This is a genomic window from Hymenobacter telluris (assembly GCF_017313265.1).
Classification (GTDB): Bacteria; Bacteroidota; Bacteroidia; order Cytophagales; family Hymenobacteraceae; genus Hymenobacter; species Hymenobacter telluris.
This window is the reverse complement of the sequence record NZ_JAFLQZ010000012.1, coordinates 133,935-152,346: the sequence shown is the minus strand read 5'-3', so window position 1 is coordinate 152,346 and position 18,412 is coordinate 133,935. Positions and strand designations below refer to the sequence as shown.

Annotated in this window: 19 protein-coding genes; 8 read left to right on the top strand and 11 right to left on the bottom strand. The window is 58.9% G+C overall.

Annotation, left to right across the window (positions count from 1 at the left end):
• Nucleotides 1–48: 48 nt before the first annotated feature.
• The 3 genes from J0X19_RS16880 to J0X19_RS16870 all read left to right on the top strand — a co-directional run bounded on the left by J0X19_RS16880 (nt 49) and on the right by J0X19_RS16870 (nt 2,581).
• Nucleotides 49–456 (top strand): endonuclease domain-containing protein, encoded by a 408-nt coding sequence (locus J0X19_RS16880; protein WP_206985601.1) that lies wholly within the window; start codon nt 49–51, stop codon nt 454–456.
• Nucleotides 457–484: 28 nt separating this feature from the next.
• Nucleotides 485–1,909 (top strand): ATP-dependent DNA helicase, encoded by a 1,425-nt coding sequence (locus tag J0X19_RS16875; protein WP_206985600.1) that lies wholly within the window; start codon nt 485–487, stop codon nt 1,907–1,909.
• A gap of 141 nt (nt 1,910–2,050) precedes the next feature.
• The gene (locus tag J0X19_RS16870; RefSeq protein WP_206985599.1) at nt 2,051–2,581 is read left to right on the top strand and encodes a DUF1573 domain-containing protein; all 531 of its coding nucleotides are present in this window, start codon (nt 2,051–2,053) and stop codon (nt 2,579–2,581) included.
• Nucleotides 2,582–2,741: 160 nt separating this feature from the next.
• On the opposite strand, the gene J0X19_RS16865 is transcribed toward J0X19_RS16870, so the two are convergent.
• From J0X19_RS16865 to J0X19_RS16845, 5 genes are all read right to left on the bottom strand, one after another.
• Nucleotides 2,742–3,119 (bottom strand): DUF423 domain-containing protein, encoded by a 378-nt coding sequence (locus J0X19_RS16865; RefSeq protein WP_206985598.1) that lies wholly within the window; start codon nt 3,117–3,119, stop codon nt 2,742–2,744.
• Between the two features lie 88 nt (nt 3,120–3,207).
• Nucleotides 3,208–3,873, bottom strand: a complete 666-nt coding sequence (locus tag J0X19_RS16860) for a YggS family pyridoxal phosphate-dependent enzyme (RefSeq protein ID WP_206985597.1) — start codon at nt 3,871–3,873, stop codon at nt 3,208–3,210.
• Between the two features lie 153 nt (nt 3,874–4,026).
• Entirely contained in the window at nt 4,027–5,073 is a 1,047-nt protein-coding gene (locus J0X19_RS16855; protein ID WP_206985596.1) for a vWA domain-containing protein, read from the bottom strand.
• A gap of 151 nt (nt 5,074–5,224) precedes the next feature.
• Nucleotides 5,225–6,145, bottom strand: coding sequence for a hypothetical protein (locus tag J0X19_RS16850; protein ID WP_206985595.1), 921 nt, complete (start codon nt 6,143–6,145; stop codon nt 5,225–5,227).
• Nucleotides 6,138–7,037: a DUF58 domain-containing protein gene (locus tag J0X19_RS16845; protein WP_206985594.1), complete on the bottom strand. Its 900-nt coding sequence runs from the start codon at nt 7,035–7,037 to the stop codon at nt 6,138–6,140. The genes J0X19_RS16850 and J0X19_RS16845 overlap by 8 nt, the downstream gene beginning before the upstream one ends.
• 101 nt (nt 7,038–7,138) lie before the next feature.
• Between J0X19_RS16845 and J0X19_RS16840 the strand changes: the two genes are divergently transcribed.
• Nucleotides 7,139–7,513 (top strand): DUF4296 domain-containing protein, encoded by a 375-nt coding sequence (locus J0X19_RS16840; RefSeq protein WP_206985593.1) that lies wholly within the window; start codon nt 7,139–7,141, stop codon nt 7,511–7,513.
• A gap of 76 nt (nt 7,514–7,589) precedes the next feature.
• Here J0X19_RS16840 and J0X19_RS16835 read toward each other — a convergent pair whose 3' ends face one another.
• From J0X19_RS16835 to egtB, 6 genes are all read right to left on the bottom strand, one after another.
• A complete protein-coding gene (locus J0X19_RS16835) occupies nt 7,590–7,928 on the bottom strand; it encodes a tRNA-binding protein (protein ID WP_206985592.1) in 339 nt (112 codons plus the stop codon).
• Between the two features lie 47 nt (nt 7,929–7,975).
• Nucleotides 7,976–8,536 (bottom strand): DUF922 domain-containing protein, encoded by a 561-nt coding sequence (locus J0X19_RS16830; protein ID WP_206985591.1) that lies wholly within the window; start codon nt 8,534–8,536, stop codon nt 7,976–7,978.
• A gap of 147 nt (nt 8,537–8,683) precedes the next feature.
• Nucleotides 8,684–10,051: an MATE family efflux transporter gene (locus J0X19_RS16825; RefSeq protein ID WP_206985590.1), complete on the bottom strand. Its 1,368-nt coding sequence runs from the start codon at nt 10,049–10,051 to the stop codon at nt 8,684–8,686.
• 60 nt (nt 10,052–10,111) lie between these two features.
• Entirely contained in the window at nt 10,112–11,218 is a 1,107-nt protein-coding gene (locus J0X19_RS16820; RefSeq protein WP_206985589.1) for a pyridoxal phosphate-dependent aminotransferase, read from the bottom strand.
• A 67-nt stretch (nt 11,219–11,285) separates the two neighbouring features.
• Nucleotides 11,286–12,311: an L-histidine N(alpha)-methyltransferase gene (egtD, locus tag J0X19_RS16815; protein ID WP_206985588.1), complete on the bottom strand. Its 1,026-nt coding sequence runs from the start codon at nt 12,309–12,311 to the stop codon at nt 11,286–11,288.
• A 97-nt stretch (nt 12,312–12,408) separates the two neighbouring features.
• The gene (gene egtB, locus J0X19_RS16810; protein WP_206985587.1) at nt 12,409–13,725 is read right to left on the bottom strand and encodes an ergothioneine biosynthesis protein EgtB; all 1,317 of its coding nucleotides are present in this window, start codon (nt 13,723–13,725) and stop codon (nt 12,409–12,411) included.
• 280 nt (nt 13,726–14,005) lie between these two features.
• Here egtB and J0X19_RS16805 point away from each other — a divergent pair, with 280 nt between their 5' ends.
• The 4 genes from J0X19_RS16805 to J0X19_RS16790 all read left to right on the top strand — a co-directional run bounded on the left by J0X19_RS16805 (nt 14,006) and on the right by J0X19_RS16790 (nt 18,264).
• Nucleotides 14,006–14,257, top strand: coding sequence for a KGG domain-containing protein (locus J0X19_RS16805; RefSeq protein ID WP_206985586.1), 252 nt, complete (start codon nt 14,006–14,008; stop codon nt 14,255–14,257).
• Between the two features lie 163 nt (nt 14,258–14,420).
• A complete protein-coding gene (locus J0X19_RS16800; RefSeq protein ID WP_206985585.1) occupies nt 14,421–15,509 on the top strand; it encodes an o-succinylbenzoate synthase in 1,089 nt (362 codons plus the stop codon).
• Between the two features lie 168 nt (nt 15,510–15,677).
• On the top strand, nt 15,678–16,976 hold the full coding sequence (locus tag J0X19_RS16795; protein ID WP_206985584.1) for an aspartyl protease family protein: 1,299 nt from the start codon (nt 15,678–15,680) through the stop codon (nt 16,974–16,976).
• A gap of 133 nt (nt 16,977–17,109) precedes the next feature.
• On the top strand, nt 17,110–18,264 hold the full coding sequence (locus tag J0X19_RS16790) for a lysophospholipid acyltransferase family protein (protein ID WP_206985583.1): 1,155 nt from the start codon (nt 17,110–17,112) through the stop codon (nt 18,262–18,264).
• The last annotated feature ends 148 nt before the right edge of the window (nt 18,265–18,412 follow it).

Below are 18,412 nucleotides of genomic sequence, written 5' to 3'. Positions count from 1 at the left end.
AAGGAGGGGCTGGGGGTGGTCCAATCGTCCGCATCTATATTGACCCAAATGAAGCTTGCTCACCATAACCAGCCTGAGTTAAAAAGCACTAGGAAAGCACTGCGCGATAATCTCACGCCTGCTGAGGCTACATTATGGCGGGCACTACAAAACAGTCAACTTGATGGCCGTAAGTTTCGCCGACAGCATAGCATCGGGAATTATGTGATAGATTTTTATTGCCCAGCTGAGCGTCTGGCAGTGGAACTAGACGGGCACGGGCATTACACAGTTTCAGGGGAAGCTGCTGACATGGAGCGCACCAAGTTTCTGCAAAATATATCTGTTCGTGTGGTGCGTTTTGAGAACAAAATGGTGTTTGAACAGATAGAGTTTGCGCTAGAAGGTATCAGACAAGCTTTTCGTAACAACGACTTAACCACCCCCAACCCCTCCTTAAAAAAGGAGGGGAGCTAGTTCTTTAGCTCTAGCTTTGTTAGTATCTATGCTCTCACTCCGTACCCCCTCCGTCCGCGACCATTTTCCCTACGAACCAACGCAGGACCAGGCCACGCTATTTCAAAAGCTGGACGTGTTTCTGAAGGACGACTTGCCGGGCCGGAAGGCGTTTGTATTGCGAGGTTATGCTGGTACCGGCAAAACCACCGTGGTCAGCGCCCTGGTGCAGTGGCTGCACAAGCTGGGCCGCAAATACGTGCTGATGGCGCCTACCGGCCGCGCGGCCAAAGTAATGAGCGCCTACGCCGGGGTGCCGGCCAGCACCATCCACAAGAAAATATACCGCCAAACCAGTGGTTCACCCAGCCAGAGCCTCTCGTTTCAGCGCCAGCCCAACCGCGCCCAGGACACGCTGTTTATTGTGGATGAGGCGTCCATGATTTCCGACGAAAAAGCGTTTGGGGAACATGGCCTGCTCGACGACCTGATGAACTACGTGTTCGAGAAGCCCTCGAACCGGCTACTGCTCATCGGCGACACGGCCCAGCTGCCACCAGTGGGCCAGCTGCTTAGTCCCGCCCTCGACCCGGAACTGCTGCGGCACCGTTTCCGGGCGACGGTGGACGGGGTGGAGCTGCGCCAGGTAATGCGCCAGGCCGAGGCTTCGGGTATTCTGATGAATGCCACGGTGCTCCGCGAAGAGTTGCGCCAGGAGCAGCCCAACATCCAGTTCCACACCCGCGGCTACCCCGACCTGTTCCAGATGGGCGGCGACAAGCTGGAAGACGGCTTGCGCTGGGCCTACAAGAACTTCGGGCACGAGAATACCACCATCATCTGCCGCTCCAACAAAAACGCCAACCAGTACAACCAGATGATTCGGCGGGTGCTGTTTGAGGCCGAGGATGAAATCGAGTCGGGCGACTACCTGATGGTGGTGCGCAACAACTACTTCTGGCTGCCCAAAGACTCGGAAATGGGCTTTCTGGCCAACGGCGACTTTGTGCAGGTGGTGAAAATCATCCGGCGCACCGAGGAATTCGGCTTCCGGTTCGCTGATGCCCGCGTGCGCCTCGTAGACTATCCCGACGAGCCCGACATGGAAATTAAGCTCCTGCTCGACACGCTACACACCGAAAGCCCCGCCCTGCCCGCCGACCGGAGCAAGGAGCTGTACGAAGCCGTGGGCAAGGACTACGACCACCTCACCACCAAGCGCGACAAAAGTGCCGCCCTGCGCAAAGACCCGTTCCTGAATGCGCTGCAAGTGAAATTCGCTTACGCCCTTACCTGCCACAAAGCCCAGGGTGGCCAATGGCAAGCTGTATTCGTTGACCACGGCTTTTTGAAAGAGGATATGGTGAATTCCGAGTTTGCACGCTGGTTGTACACGGCCGTTACACGGGCATCGGAAAAGCTTTTTTTGCTTAACTTCAATCAGAAGTTGTTGGCAGAGAAGCCGGAAGCGTAAGCGCGTCGAACGAAAAGCGGGGCGCATGATGTTGGGCTTCACGGAGTCTTCACCGATTGGGTGGAAAACTGGCACTCAACTTGCGGCACCCGCCAAAACCAGTATTTTTGTTTTCCTCAATTCATAACGCAGTACCACCTCATGAAAAAAGCACTTGTACTTGCCCTGTCGCTGGCCTGCGCTGGCTTCGCTGCCCAGGCTCAAACGGCGGCCGTTAAGCCTGCTAATGCCCAAACCAAAGTAGCTGGCCCCCAAATCCAGTTCGATGAAATGAAGTACGACTTCGGCACCGCCAAGCAAGGGGAAGTGGTGAAGCACGTATTCAAATTCAAAAACATCGGCACTCAGCCGCTGGTGATTTCCAACATCGGCGTAAGCTGCGGCTGCACCACGCCGGAGTGGACCAAAGAGCCCGTAATGCCCGGCAAAACCGGCACTATTACCGCCAACTTCAACACCGCTGGCAAAATGGGTATGCAGAACAAAGTGCTGACCGTGGAGTCGAATTCGGCCGCCGGTAACGCTATGGTATCGGTAGTAGGTGAGGTGAAAGAAAATGGCACCCCCACCATGACGGTTGACAAAGTGGAATCGGCTGCGGCTGCTCCTGCCGAGAAAGTGAAAATCAAAGCCGATGACAGCAAAGCCAAAATGAAGGCCAAGAAGTCGTAAGCTTCATCTAGCTGAAATAAAAAAGAGGGATTCGCATTCAGCGAGTCCCTCTTTTTTTGTGTACATCTCGCAAGAAATCGTCATTCCGACGCAGGAGGAATCTGAGTGTACTAGTTCAACAGCTTCACTCAGATTCCTCCTGCGTCGGAATGACAACCGGCTATACCTGCCGGGCGGCCAGTAGTAGCGTAATCCAGCCGGCAATGAGCAACAGACCCCCGATGGGGGCCACGGCGCCCAGCTTGGTAACGCCCGTGAAGCACAGCAGATATAAGGAGCCACTGAATAGCAGTACGCCCCCCAGCCATAACCAAGCGGTAGTGCTCAGCAGGCGCAGCTCGGGGCGGGCATGCAGCAACACGCCTACCGCCAGCAAGCCCAGCGCATGGTAAAACTGGTAGCGCACAGCCGTTTCAAACGTGTCGAAGCGGCCGGAAGCTTCCAGCATCGGGCGCAAGCCGTGCGCCCCAAATGCGCCGATGCCTACTCCGAGGGCGCCCAGCAGGGCAGCGAGTTGCAAAATGATTCGTGCGGTCATGAGTTGGTTTTTCGTTGTTGGTTTCTTGTTTTTCGCTGTTGGTGTGTGATATGGCGTAACTGCCGAAAACCAACAACGAAAAACGAATCTAGCGGGCCCCAAAAATAGCGCTGCCCACCCGGATGAGCGTGCTACCCTCGGCAATAGCCAGCTTATAGTCGGAGCTCATACCCATGGATATTTCCCGGAAATACTCAGCATCAGCGAAGTAGCGCGTGCGCAGCAGCTCGAAATAACCGCGCAACTCACTGAACTCCCGGCGCAGCTGGGTTTCGTCGGGGGTGTTGGTGGCAATAGCCATAACCCCCGTGATGCGTACGTGCTGTAACCCCTTGAAGGCGTCGGATTGCAGAATTTCCTCGGCTTCAGGGAGGGTGAGGCCGGTTTTTGTTTCTTCGGCGGCAATGTGGAACTGGAGTAGCCCATTGATGACGCGGCCGTACTTGGCAGCTTGCTTCTCCATTTCCAGCAGCAGCTTCAGGCTATCTATGCTCTGAATGGTGTGCACAAATGGCGCAATATATTTCACCTTATTGGTTTGCAGGTGCCCAATCAGGTGCCACTCAATATCGGCGGGCAACTCGGGGTGCTTGGCAGCCATTTCCTGCACCTTGTTCTCGCCAAAAAGCCGCGCGCCGGCGTCGTAAGCCTCTTGCAGCTTCTCCACCGGGTGCGTTTTCGTAACGGTAACCAGGCGACAATCCGTGCCCGCAAGCTGGTTTTGAAAGAAGTGGATATTATCGGAAATGGACATTAGTTGATGTGCTGATTTTCGATGGGTTGATTGTTGATGAAGAGTAGTTAATGGTTGGTTGTTGCTGAGCAGATGGGCAGTATTCTTTTGGAAGTCAACGCGTTTTTGGGTTGCCTCATCAGCACATTAACACCTCAGAAACCAGCACATTAATTAATCTTCCAGCGAGTTAACGAGGAACGTGTTTTTGAGGCCCAGCCACAGCAGCCATAGCCCTACGCACCAGAACAGATAAATGCGGTAATAGTCGCGGGTGTTGCGGAAGCGGGTTTGCTTGATTTCTGATTTTTCGTAGCGGTTGATGCGCTGAAACACCTGGCGCAGGGCGGCGTTGTCGGTGGCCCGGAAGAACTGACCCTCGCCGGCTTCGGCAATCTGGCGCATGGTGGTTTCGTCGAGCCGGGTGTTTACGTAATTGGTGCGCCCCAGCCCGTCTTTGCCAAATGGCACCACGCCATCCTGCCCCAGCCCAATGGTGTAGATTTTCAGGCCGTAGGCGTGGGCGAGCTGAGCAGCTGTAAGCGGGTCGAGGCTGCCGGCCGTGTTTTCGCCGTCGGAGAGGAGGATGCACACGCGGGTACGGCTGTGGGAGTCGCGCAGGCGGTTGGTTGCCACGCCCAGCGCCGTACCAATGGCGGTGCCGTCATTGGCAATCATGCCTAGTTTCAAACCCTCAATACTCTCGCGCAGCAACTCATAATCGGTGGTGAGGGGCGCCAGCGAGTACGCATCACCGGCAAACACCACCAAGCCCAGCCGGTCGCCGGAGCGGCCATTTACAAACTCCTGCGCCACCCGTTTAGCGGCTTCCAGGCGGTTGGGGCGCAGGTCGCCCAGCTCCATCGAGCCCGATACGTCCAGCACCAGCAGAATATCAATGCCCTCTCCCGACTGCACCACTCGGTCGTCGGTGCGTTGGGGGCGGGCCAGCGCTACTATCCCAAACGCCAAGCTCAGGCCCAGCACAATATCAGGAAGGAAGCGCAGCACAGCACTCCAGTCGCGCCGGATGTCGCCCTGCACGAAGGCCACGCCCAGCTTGCTGCGTCGCCGGTACGCGAGCAGCCAACGCACCCCAAACAGCAGCGGAATGCCCGCAATCAGAAACAGCAGCCGCGGCTTTTCCCAGGCATAGCTGGCCAGGGTGGCGTAGCGTAAGCTATCCACAAGAGGGGCCAGAAACTGTTGCCAAAGCTGCATTCTTTTTTGAATTAAGAATTAAGAATTAAGAATTAAGAATTAAGAATTAAGAATTAAGAATTAAGAATTAAGAATTAAGAATGCATTCGTTGAAAGCCAGTTGTATTGGTCACAAAGCTCAGCCCCTGGTAACCAGCTGACACCCGACAACTCATACCCCATACTTTTTGATTATTAATTCCTCGAACCGGCGCTGGGCGAAGTCGCGCAGCAGGTCGAAGGCGAGGTCGGTTTCGGTATCGTCTTCCGTGAACTGGTTGCCATAAATAACCCGGTCGGCGAGGCGCAAGGCCAGTTTCACGTCATTATCGTTTTGGTAATGCGCTACTATCTCGCGGGTGGTGAGGCTATTGATAACGCTGTTTTCGAGCGTGGTGAGGTAATTTTTCCAGAGCGTGATGGCGCGTTCCATGTTGTTGAGCGAGCGGCTGAGCGTAAACCGCTCGACGTGGCGGGCGTACTGGGTCAGGAAATACACGTGGTTTTTGCGCAGCTTATACAGCTGATACTGCCGCCGCCACCGTCGGCCAAACCCCAGCGCCACGCCCCCCAGCACCACCGCCACCAAACCCAAACCAGCCAGCCAGTATGGATAGTTGAAGGTGGGCTCAACGGGCAGCAAGGTGGTGTTTTCGCGCAAAACAGGCGCCGCGCCATCCGTTACCGGGGCCACTGTCCGCTTCAGGCGCACGGTGGCTACCGTGGCCGGCGCAGTAAGCGTATCGAGGCCTTGCAGAATAGTGACGGGCAACGCCAACTGCTGCACCGAATCAAGCGCGAAGGTGCGCAGGTGATACACCGTTTCGTCGAGGCTACGGCCCCGGCGGGTGCGGGTGGGCCGGTAAGTTTTGCCCACGTACTCGAAGGGCGCGTAATTGGCCGTCGAGTCGGGGAAGATGACGTTCAGCCCCGGCTCGTGGGTGTAGCTCAGCTCGTAGTCAACCAGCTCGCCCACTCGCACCGACGGTTGCAGGAAACGGCCGCGCGGCGGAATCGTGTCGGCGGTTGACTGGGCCGCACTGGCAAGCGGCAGTGCCAGCAACACCAGCAAATAGAGCAGCGCTTTACCCACGGCCCGCCCGGAGGTTGCGCCGCCGAAACAGCCGAATCAGCTGGGGCATGTAGTCGGCATTGGTGGCAATGGACAGATATTCGGTGCGGTGGCGGCGGCAGATGTGGCTGATTTGGGAACGGTTTTGCTCGTAGGTGGCGCGGTAACGGGCCCGGAATGCACTCGAAGAGGTGTTGGTCCAGATGGTGCGGCCAGATTCCTGGTCGTAGAGCGGCACGATGCCCAAGGGCGGAAACTCCCGCTCCCGCTGGTCGAGGAGCTGCACCACTACCAGGTCGTGCTTTTGGGCCAGCATGGTTAGCTCCCGCTCGTAGGTGGAGTCAATGAAATCGGAAATCAGTAGAATAATGCTGCGCCGCTTCAACAGTCCCAGCGCCTGCTTGATGCCCGCACCCACCGCCGTCTGCCTAGACTTGGGCTCCAGGTCGTAGAGCCGCTTGATGAGGGCGTAGGCGTGCCGGATGCCTTTGCCAGGCGGTAAGTACAGCTCCTTTTGGTCGGAAAAAGCCAGAATGCCCAACTGCGCATCCTGCCGGGCGGCGGCCAGCGCCAGAATCCCGCAGATTTCGCGGCCTACATCCAGCTTGCTACGGCCCTGGGCACCCACTTGCTGTGAACCGCTGACATCAAACAGCAGCAATACCTGCTGTTCTCGCTCTTCCTTGTAGGTTTTGATGAACGTGCCGTGGCCCTTGCTCGATACGGCCCAGTCGATGGCGCGCACCTCGTCGCCGTATTGGTAGAGGCGTACGTCGTCGAATTCGAGGCCGGTACCCTTGAAAACGGAGCGGAAATTGCCTTGAAGTTGCGCGTCCACGGCCTTCAGCATCCGGATTTCCAGCTGCTGAAGCTTGCGCACGAGCAATTGAAACGGGGTAGTGGGCGCATTCATAACAGCTAAACTACGCGAATCAGGTAAGTATTGCCGTTCGTATAAAAAGCAGACATCCAAATAAGCCACCGGAAACCAGTAGGAAATTGTATTTTTGCGCCGTGAAACACTTGCTCTTTCGGGTTTATCCGCTAACACTTAGCTTGCTATTCGCCGGCCTGCTGCTGGGCTGCCAACGCTCCGACGATGTGCCGCCGCCGCAGCCTTTGATGCCCCGCGTGCAGATGGTCAGCGTGCTGGCCGACCTGCACTTGCTGGAAGCCCGGGTGGAAAGCTCCCGGCTCTCCACCGACTCGGCGCGGGCTTTGTACTTGCAACAGCAGAAAGCCATCTTCTGGCGCTATGAAATAAGTGATTCGCTGTTTCACCAGAGCTACCGCTACTACGCCACCCACGGCAAAGACCTCGACGACATCTACGGCGTCGTGCTCGATACGCTGTCGATGCGGCAAATGAAGCTGGGGGAGAAGAAGTGAAATGGCGAGATAGTGAAATGGTGAGTTTGTGGCAAATAGAACGTCAAACTCACTACCTCACCAGTTCACCGGTTCATTATACCAGGCGGCTGCCGTTGGGAACGGGCCCGGCCAGCGCGGCCAGCACAATGTAGCCCTGCTCGTCGGCGGCCCCGGTTACCAGTACTTCCGACATAAATTTCCCAATCTGCTTGGGTGGGAAATTGACCACGCACAGCACCTGGCGGCCTACGAGGTCGGCGGGCTGATAGTGCTGCGTGATTTGGGCGCTGGAGCGTTTGCGGCCGATTTCAGGGCCTAAGTCGATGAGCAATTGATAGGCGGGGCGGCGGGCTTCCGGAAATTCACGGGCTTCCAGGATGGTGCCCACCCGCAAATCAACCCGCTCGAAATCAGCCCAGGTAATAGCAGCCATAGTACTAACAAGGAAAGGTGGAGCGCAAAATAAAGGCTTCGCGCCACTTACTGCTGGGCGAAGGCCGTTAGCTGGTTGAGGCGCAGCTGCACCTGGGCTTCCCAGAACTTCTGTTTTTCAGCGTTGAGGCCGTGGTTGGTTTCGCCGTCGTAGCGGCTTTCCTCGCGCTGCCAGGCGGCAAAGGCGGCCTTGGTCAGGTTGTTGAAAGCGGGGTTGAGGTGCTGGCAGTCCAGTTTCACCAAACTCAGCTTCTGGCGCAGCATGCGGGCGTGCAGCTCGGTCAGGTCGAAGTGCAGCTGCTCGTGGCGCAGTAAGGCCGGTGAGGCGTTTTTGGCGTCGCGCACCCACGATTCAGTGGGCATGAATACGGCCTTCACGCTGGAGCGAAACACGAAATCGGTGCAGCCCACTTGCACGTCGATGTTGCTGGCCGTGAGAGCCGCCAGCTGTTCCGTAGCAATGGGCCGGCTTTTGAAATCCACCCAGGCAAGTGGCCGTTCTGCCGACCAGGCAATGGTTTCTTTGGGCGGAGCAGTTTTGGCCGGGGTTTGCGCAAGAGGCTGCGGCGCAGGAGCCAGCAATAGCAAGAGAAAAGAGAAAAAAGCCATTTTCAAATATAATAACCAGATAACCCACCGAAAAAGCGACTAGGTTTTTCTGATACATCAACGGCGAAACTCTCGTTCCAGAAAGACCCCGAAACTGCACATTTCGAAGTTGGGAGATAAAGAAAAATGGTTTCTGCGGACAGTAAATCAATTGCCCGCCAGCACCGCAGGCGGCGCTGCTACCACAGTGCTGTGCTGCCGGAAGCGCCACAGCAGTACCCCCGCCACCAGCGTCAGGCCCAGTAGCAAGCCCAGCCACACGCCCACATTGCCCATCTCAAATACAAAGCCCAGCGTGTAACCCAGCGGCAGCGCCACCACCCAATACGCCAGCAACGCCACCACCGACGGCACTTTCACGTCTTCAAGGCCGCGCAACGCCCCCAGGCCCACCACCTGCAAACCATCGGAAACCTGGAAAGCGGCGGCAATGAGCAGCAAGGTGGCGGCCTGGGCTACCACGGCCGGGTCGTGATTATAGAAATGCGGAATATAGAAGCGGGCCGCCACCAGCAGCAACCCCATAGTGGCCATAAATAGGAACGCCAGCAGGTAGGCGGCCAGCCCCGCCTGCCGCGCCCCAAAGGCGTCGTTGAGGCCGCGCAGGTTGCCCACCCGGATGGTGGCCGCCGCCGCAATGCCGCTGGCAGCCATGTAGGTAACGGAGGCGACGTTGATGGCAATCTGGTGGGCCGCTAGCGAAGTGGCGCCGAGCCAGCCAATCATGATGGCCGAGAAGCTGAACGCACCCATTTCAAACATCATCTGCACGCCAATGGGGGTGCCCAAACCCATCAATCGGCGCAGCGTGGTCCAGTCGGGGCGGAACCACGAGGGCACGGCGGTGCGGTAAGGTTGCAGGCGCGCCGCCCGCAGCACGTAAGCGCCCATGAGCAGCGCCATCAGAATGCGGGCCGCCACCGTGGCCCACGCTGAGCCCATCATGCCCATCTGCGGCGCCCCGAAGTGCCCGAATATGAGCAGGTAGCACAAGCCGGCATTCACCACGTTGGCCATAATGGAGAGGTACATAGCCTGCCGGGTGAGGCCCAGCCCTTCAGCAAATTGCCGGAATCCCTGAAATACCATCAGTGGCAGCAATGACAGAAATATCACCCGAATCCAGGGAGCGGCCAGGGCTACCACCTCGGCTGGCTGGCCCAGGTACTTCAGCAGCGGCGCAATCAGCAGGCCCGTAGCCCCGAGCACCAGCCCCGCCACCGCGCACAGCCACACGCCGCTGCCCAGCAGCCGGCCCAGTTGGCGTACGTCGCGCTGCCCGTCGGCGGCGGCTACCAGTGGCGTAATAGCCATTGAGAGGCCCATGCCCATCACCATTACCATCGTATTCACGCTCACGCCCAAACTCACCGCCGCCAGCGGCACTTTACCGGTCTGCCCGACCATCACTGAGTCGCACACGTTAACCAAAACGTGGCCTAACTGGCTAAGCACAACCGGATAAGCTAGCGAAATGGTGGGTTTGAGGTGGGGGCGGAGGGCGGCGAAAGACATGAGAGCAACAGCAGAATGAAGCCGCAAAGGTAACCCCGTAAAGCCAAGCGCCGGGTTATGTTACAACGAAACAGGCGGCCGAAGCGCCTTATCGAGCCGTTCGAGGGCCTGGGCTAACTCGGAAGTTGGCACCGCATAAGACAGCCGCACGAAACCGGGTGCGTGGCAAGTAGCCCCGTCCACCACTTCCACACCGGCAGCCTGTAAACGAGCTACGAGTTGTGCCGAACCGGGAACGAGCGGCAGGGTAGGGTCGAGGAAGGCCCGCAAATCGGGAAAGGCGTAGTAGGTGCCGCCGGGTGGCTGGGGCAAGGCCTGCGGGAGTGTGGCCAGGAAGTTGAAAAGCAGTTGCCGGTTTGGGAGCAGTTGCTGACGCAAAGCGGCGGTAATGGCGGGCTTGTTTTCGGTAGCTGCCAAGGCGGCCATCTGGCTAGGAACCGCTACGGCCCCGGCGGTGGTAAACTGCTGCGCGGCACACGCCTGGGCAATAGGCGCCGGTGCCACCAGGTAGCCGATGTTCCAGCCCAGCAGCGCCAACGACTTGGAAAACCCATTCACCACCACGTGCTGGCTATGCGGGTCGGGGAAAGAGAGCAGCGTAGGAACGGCCGCAGCTTCAAAGCAGATACCATCGTAGATTTCGTCGGACAGCACGAATAGCTGCGGATGCTGACGGGTTACGTCTAACAGCGCCTGTACTTCAGCGCGGGTGTATATCCGGCCGGTAGGGTTGTTGGGGTTGGTGAATAACAGCAGCCGCGTGCGGGGGGTAATGGCTGTTGCTAGCGTGTGGGCTGATAACGTGTAATTGTCCTCGGCACTGAGGGGCAGTTCGCGCACTGTGCCACCGGCCTGCTCAACCAAACCCCAGAAGCCGAACCAGTTGGGCGTGGGCAGCAGTACCTCGTCGCCGGGGCGCAACACGGCGCGCAATATGGCAAACAGCGCCGCTTTGGTACCGGGCGTTACCACCACTTGGCTAGCCGAAAGACCCGGTAAAGCACCTTGCGCTTGGTAGCGGGCAACCAGGGCCTCGCGCAGTTCCGGCAACCCCTCCGGCGGACTGGCTGGTAGCTTGCCACTCGCCAGCAAAGCCGTTACGCGGGCCAAGGCTGCGGTTGGCAGCTGGAAATTGCCATAGCCGGAAGCAAGGCTGATAGTAGGCATTGGCAGTTGTGTTGCGGTTGTTGGCTTGCGGTTGCTTTAGGCTGAAATCCAACAGCCAACTCGGTACTTAGGCCGGCCGGAGTACGACATCAGCAAAGTAATCCTGCGAGTCGGTGAAAAACTCGGTTACGCGCAGACCGGCTTCGGCGGCCAACACTTCAATTTGCGGCGCCGTGAACTTGTAGGAATTCTCGGTGTGAATGGTTTCCCAGGCCCTAAAGTCGAAGGTTTGCTGCAAGGCGGCCATGTGCACGGCTTGAGCGCGGGTGCTTACTAGAAACGACCGAACGGTGCCCGCCAGCGGGTCGTAATCGGTGTAGTGCTGCCAGTGCGCCAGGTCGAAATCGGCACCCAGCTCCCGGTTGAGGCGCGTAAGCAGGTTCAGGTTGAAAGCAGCCGTAACGCCTTGGCTATCATCATACGCCGCCCGAATAAAGCGCGGGTCTTTCTGCAAGTCGAAGCCGATAAGTAGCCGGTCGTTGGTGGTGAGGGGGCCGGCCAGGGTTTGCAGAAACGCCTGCCGGTCGTCGGGCGAGAAATTGCCGATGTTGGAACCCAGAAACAGCACCACTTTGCGGCCCGGCCGGGAAGCCATCAACTGCAACGCCGCCGAATAATCGGCCACAATAGGCTCCACCCGCAACTCCGGCAGTTCCTCTCCCAAACTGGCCGCCAGCCCGTCCAGCGCCGCCCCGGAAATATCAACGGGCACGTAGGTGAATACCGCGTTGGTTTCCAGCAGATGTCGGAGCAATATTTTGGTTTTCAGACCGTCGCCGGCGCCTAGCTCAATCAGAAAGAACGGTTCCTGCGCCGCCGCGGGCCGTAGTGCCGTAGCCAGGGCCGCCTGGTGCTGGGTCAGGAGCCCAAACTCGGTGCGCGTGGGGTAGTACTCGGGCAGGGCCATGATTTGCTGAAACAGCCGGCTGCCTTCGTCGTCGTAGAAATACATCGACGACAACGTTTTCTGCGGGCGGCTCAGGCCAGCGGCTACGTGCTCCTTCAAGGCCGTTAGCTGTTGGTCGTCGGGCGTGAGTTGCTCGGGTTCGGAAGAGGCCGTCAGGAAGGAGGTTGAAGCGGAAGGAGAGGTCATGAACGAATACTGGAAGGCGTAGAGTGAGAACCGCGCCGGGTGACAGAAGCAGTTGATTCAAAGCGAAAAATCAACGAAAAAAATGTTGGAAGCCAAGCTAGCGGGCCAGCCGAATTCCCGTGAATTGCCAGCGCTTATCGGCGTGGAAGAAGTTGCGGTACGTGAGCCGGATGTGGCTGACCGGCGTGGCGCAGGAGCCCCCGCGCAGCACCAGTTGGTTGACCATGAACTTGCCGTTGTACTCGCCCAGCGCCCCGGCCGCACGGCTATACCCCGGATACGGATGATACGCCGAATACGTCCATTCCCAAGCGTCGCCGAGTAGCTGGTGGCAGCGGGTAGGGTCGGCATCGGCGGGTAGCGGCTGCGGGTCGAAGAGGTTGCTTTCCAGGAAGGTACCGCCCGCAGGTGTGGCCCCAAAGTGCCGGGCCGCTACTTCCCATTCGGGTTCGGTGAGCAGGCGGGCGCCCGCCCAGTTGGCGTAGGCATTGGCCTCGTAGAAGCTGACGTGCGTAACCGGCGCGGCCAAGTGTACGGGTTGCAGGCCATGGTGCGTGAACCGGTGCCAGCCGTTGTCTTTCTGCACCCAATAAAGTGGGGCCTCCCAGTGCATGGTCTGCACTAAGTCCCAGCCTTCGCCCAGCCAGTAGCGGAAATCCTGGTAGCCGCCGGCGGCTATGAATTCCAAATATTCGCCGTTGGTTACCAGCCGGTTCTGCACCTCGAAATCGGTCGTCAGTACCTCATGCGAGTTCAACTCATTATCAAAGCAAAAGCCATTGCCCTCGTATCCAATACGCGAAATACCACCAGGTACCGGCAGCCAGGTAGCCCTTGGGGCTTCCGGATTCGTTGCCTTTCGGGTTGCATCTTCTAACCCGGAATTATCAAGATATGCCGGCGCTAAAGGGCTGGTGCTGAGAATGTATTTGATGTCGGTGGCCAGTAGCTCCTGATGCTGCTGCTCGTGCTGCAAGCCTAACTCGAACACCTCGTGGAAGGCGGGGGGCAGCGTATCGGCCAGGGCCAGCAGCTGCGGCATGTGGGCATCTACGTGGGCCCGGTAGGCATACACATCGGCCAGGGCCGGACGCGAGATGGTGCCCCGGTCGGCGCGGTTCACGCGGGAGCCCAACGAGTTGTAGTAAGAATTGAACAGGAAGGCGTAGTCGGGGTGATACACCTGGTAACCAGGTAGATGCTCCTTAAGCAGAAACGTTTCCCAGAACCAGGTAACGTGCGCCAGGTGCCACTTTGGCGGGCTCACATCCAGCATGGGCTGCACTACCGTATCTTCGGGCAGCAGCGGCCGGCACAGCAGCTCAGTGCGCTGGCGGATGGTATGGAAACGGTTGGTTAGGGTGGACGCAGCAGTGGTAGCCGGCGTGGCCAGAGAGGGAGAGGCAGCAGACATATGGAAAGGCAGTTGAGGTGGAGAGGCTAGAAAGTAACTGTATTTCTCTGGTTCAGGTTTTGGCACCTGCGGATGTAGCGCGGCGCTTGGTGCGCAAGCTCCTCCGTATTTGTCGCAACCGGTATTTGTATATCGCGCAACCTCATCAGTACAAAGCGGTATTTTAGGCCAATACGGGCGTTTTTTGTTGGTTTTGATTGGTCTGGGTGGACGGGTGTGCGTTTATTGTCCTTTCCAACGCCCCTAACAGGCATTCCTTTCCACTACACATATTTGAGCTATGCAGACTAACCCCTCAACCAACGCCGTAAAGCAACCAATCGTTAAGTCGAAGGCTGCCGCCGATGCCAAAGTGAAGCGTCCGCGGGGCTTTGCGGCCATGGACCCCGAGCAGCAGCGCAAAATTGCCAGCGAAGGGGGCAAAGCCTCGCACGAGAGTGGCCGGGGCCACCGCTTCACGGCCGAAGAAGCTCGGGCCGCCGGCCGCAAAGGAGGCCAGGCTACCCGCAAAACCCCCACTGCCAAAGCGTAGTCCGCTACCCGCAATACGTGCCGTTTTACTTGATAAAAGCCGCTTCGGAATTGTTCCGGAAGCGGCTTTTGTGTTTGGGGCATCATGGCTGACCAAAGCTATACTGCATTTGCCCAAGCGGCCGCCACAACTTGCTCTGGCTAATCTGCCGTACTATTGCCTTATGCTTCAGCTTCATTATTCGCGGCGGGTGCTGCGCTTCAACTTTCCGGCCCGAACCTCCCGCGGGGCCCTCACCGAGCACACGGCCTGGTACCTGCACCTTACCGATACGCAACGGCCGGGCCTGGTGGGCTTGGGCGAAGCCGCCCCGCTGGCCGGCCTCAGCCCCGACTACCGCCCCGATTTCGAGGCGCGCCTCGCCAACCTATGCGCCGATTTCAACCGCGCCGGATTTGCGCCCGATGCCGGGCCGGAAGAGGTGCTGGCGCTGGCAGAGCCTACCTGGCCCGCGCTCCGCTTCGGTCTGGAAACCGCCCTGCTTGATTTGCACCACGGCGGACAGCGCCAGCTGTTCAGCAACACCTTCAGCCGCGGCGAAGCCGGGATTCCCATCAATGGGCTGGTGTGGATGGGCGATGCCGCGTTTATGCGCGAGCAAATCCGGAAGAAGCTGACCGAAGGCTATTCCTGCCTGAAACTCAAGATTGGCAGCCTCGATTTCGCCACCGAACTGCAGCTGCTCAGCGAAATCAGGGCCGAAGCCGGGCCCGCCGAGCTAACCTTGCGCGTGGATGCCAACGGCGCCTTCGCCCCCGCCGAGGCGCTGACGAAGCTAGAGCAGCTGGCCCGCTTTCAGCTGCATTCCATTGAGCAGCCGCTGGCCGCCGGGCAGTGGGCTGCTATGGCCGAAGTGTGCCTTCACTCGCCAGTGCCAGTGGCCCTGGATGAGGAGCTGATTGGCGTTGTGGACCCCGCGCTACAGGTGGCGTTGCTTGATGAAATTCAGCCGGCGTATATCATTCTCAAGCCCACATTGGTAGGCGGGCTGGCCGCTGCCGCGGGCTGGTGGCAGCAAGCCGAAGACCGGGGCATCAGCTGGTGGCTCACGTCGGCGCTGGAGTCGAATGTGGGGCTGAACGCCGTGAGCCAACTGGCCGGCGAGTACGCCCTCCCCAACTTTCCGCAGGGCCTGGGCACCGGGCAGCTCTACCACAACAACCTGCAAGCGCCCCTCCACATTCAGGCCGGCCAGCTCCACTACAACCCGCACGGCGCATGGGAATTGCCGGTAGCTACCCAAGAACAGTAGCCCTAAGGCGCAAGCAAGCAGACCGGGCAAGGAGTAACAGAACGGATGCGCAGCGGGCTGGTACTTAGTCGTTTGTTGGCGCTGCCTTTTGTAGAGCACCGAAGGACGTGGGCGGCCCTGGCGAAACAGGTGGTTTTTTGGCTATATTTCCCAACCCGCCCCTGTCCTATGTCTGCCTGCCGGTTTTATGCGCGCTATTTTCTGCTGTGCCGTTGGTGGCCGGGCTGGCAGTGGTGCAAGCTGTGGCTGTTGCTGGCTTTGGTGCCCACTTTAGCGGAGGCGCAAGTGCCCGGCACGTCGGCAGCTTTCCGCTTCGAGAAACCCAAAGAACACAAGGTGCGGGTGCCGTTCGAGTTTCAGCGCAACCTGATTATCGTGCAAGCGCAACTCAATGGAAAGGGCCCGTTCAACTTTCTGCTCGATTCGGGAGTGGGTATCTCGCTTATCACCGACCCCACGCTGATTGAGCTGCTGGGGCTGCGGCGCGGTGTCAGCTACAACGTGGTGGGGGTGGGAGAGGAGAAGCCGCTGGAAGCCTTTGCCTCCGACAGCGTACGGGTGCAGCTCCACGGCGTAGTGGCGCCCGCATTGTCGTTTCTGGTGCTCTCAGCCGATGTGCTCAACCTCTCGGGCTACGTGGGCATTCCGGTGCACGGCATCTTGGGCTATGATGTATTCAACAGCTTCGCGGTGCAGATTGACCCCGTGGCAGTGGAGCTGTTTTTTCACGACCCGGCCACTTACCGCCCGCCGCGGGGCCGCCGCTGGACGCCCGTTCCGTTCGACATCGAAGGGCGCAAGTCCTACCTCACGGTGCCCGTTGCCCTTACCGATTCCCTGACGCTGCCGCTCAAGCTCATTCTCGACACCGGGGCCGGCCACGCCTTGTCTTTGGAAACCTACTCCGACCCGCGGCTGCGGGTGCCGGCCAAGCGGCTACAGTCGCAGCTGGGGCGTGGGCTCAGTGGCGCCATCAACGGCTATCTGGGCCGTGTGCCAAGCATTCAGCTGGGCCGGTACCGCCTCCGCAACCTGCTAACTTCGTTTCCCAACGTGGAAAGTGGGGCGCTCCGGGCCGAGGTGCCGCGTAACGGCAACATCGGTTTTGAAACGTTGAAGCGGTTCGAGGTAATCATCGATTACTCGCGCAACACCATGTGGCTGCGCCCCAACGGCTTGTTCCGGGACCCGTTCGAGCACGACATGTGCGGGATAGAGCTGATAGCCTCAGGCCCCAGCTACCACCGCTACTTCGTGCTGCGTATCGAACCCAACTCCCCCGCCGCCGAAGCCGGTCTTCAGCTCGATGATGAGCTGCTGTCCATCAATCTGCTGCCGGTGAAAAGCATGAGCCTGACCCAAATCAGCCGCCTGTTCCATTCCGCCGATGGCCGCAACATGTTTCTGCTGCTGCAGCGCAACGGCGAGCTGGTTTCCACCGTCATCCGCCTGAAGCGGCAGATTTAGCTGCCGCCGCGTGGCAGAGCGTGGTTAGCGCAATACAGGGCCAGGTGCAGGGCCGAGCTTTGGCATGGCCCCCAAAACCGCTACATTTAAGAACTTGCGCTCCGTATAGCTTTACCCCCGCCCACCCCGCCTGATGCCCCCGCCCCCCGTGTTGCCGCCCCCGCCGCTTGCCATTCAGGCTAACCAGCACATCTACTCCGACTATTTCCGGGCGGATTTCGTGGAAGCCCTGGACCGCAACATCCTGCAACTGCTCGACCGGGTGTGGTTTCGTTCGCGCCTGATTGGGTTCGAGGACTTTCCGGAGCGCAATAACCCCGAGCGGCCTCTCATTTTTGCGTCCAACCACTCGGGTATGGCTTTCCCCTGGGATGCCATTGTGGTACTGGCGCACATGTGGCGCACCCTGCCCGGGCAGCGCGGATTGCCCCGCCCGCTGTCGGCGCCGCTGCTTTCCCAGTCCACGCTCATGAACCCGTTTCAGGTCAAGGATTTTTGGAAGAAGTGCGGCTGCGTGGATGCCACCACGCTCAATTTTGAAACGATGATGTACTATCAGGACCACAACCTGATGCTGTACCCCGAGGGCGTGCCGGGCATTGGCAAGGGCTTCAACAACAAGTACGAGCTGCAACGGCTGGCCAGCAGCATGGTGCGCCACAGCATCACGCACCGCACCGACATCATGCCGTTTTACACCATCAACGGCGAGTACCTGAACCCCTACGCCTACAGCTGGGAGTGGCTAAACCGCCTGAGCAAGAAAGTAGGAATTCCGTTTATTCCACTGGGGCCCATTGTATTGCTGGTACTGTTGCAGCCCTGGTCGTTCTACATGGCGTATCCGGCGCAGCTGAATTACGTGCTGGGCTCCCGCATCAAGCCCTACGAGATGATAACCAAGGACCCCGCCGACCTGACCCGCGAGGACTACACGGCCCTGTCCGAGAAAGTGCGCCTGCTGATGCAAGCCGAGATGAACGAAGCCGTAGCCAAGCACGGGCAGCAGCCTTACCGCTGGCGCGAGCTATGGCAGCGCATGAAAGAGAACTGGCGCTACTTCCCGTTTTTCCTGCCCGTGGCCTGGCCGGCGCTGTTTCGGGAGTTCGAGCGCCTGTACGTGCACGAAGGCCGCCGCGACTTCAAGATGCAGCTCGACAAGCCCGGCGCCTGGCTGCGCATGGTGTGGCGCAACCCGTTCACCCTCACATTCTTTATTCCCATCCTCGGCTGGATTCCCATTGCCATCCGTGGCTACAAAGGCCACCGCATCGGCGAGAAGCCGTGAATTGGTTGATTGGTGATAGTTGATTGTCAGTTGGTGATTGGTCTGAGAGTATGGCGAATCAATAATCACCAACTGACAATCAACTATCACCAATCAACCAGCAGCTAACAATCAACCATTAACCTACGTATCTGATAAGCAGCACCTA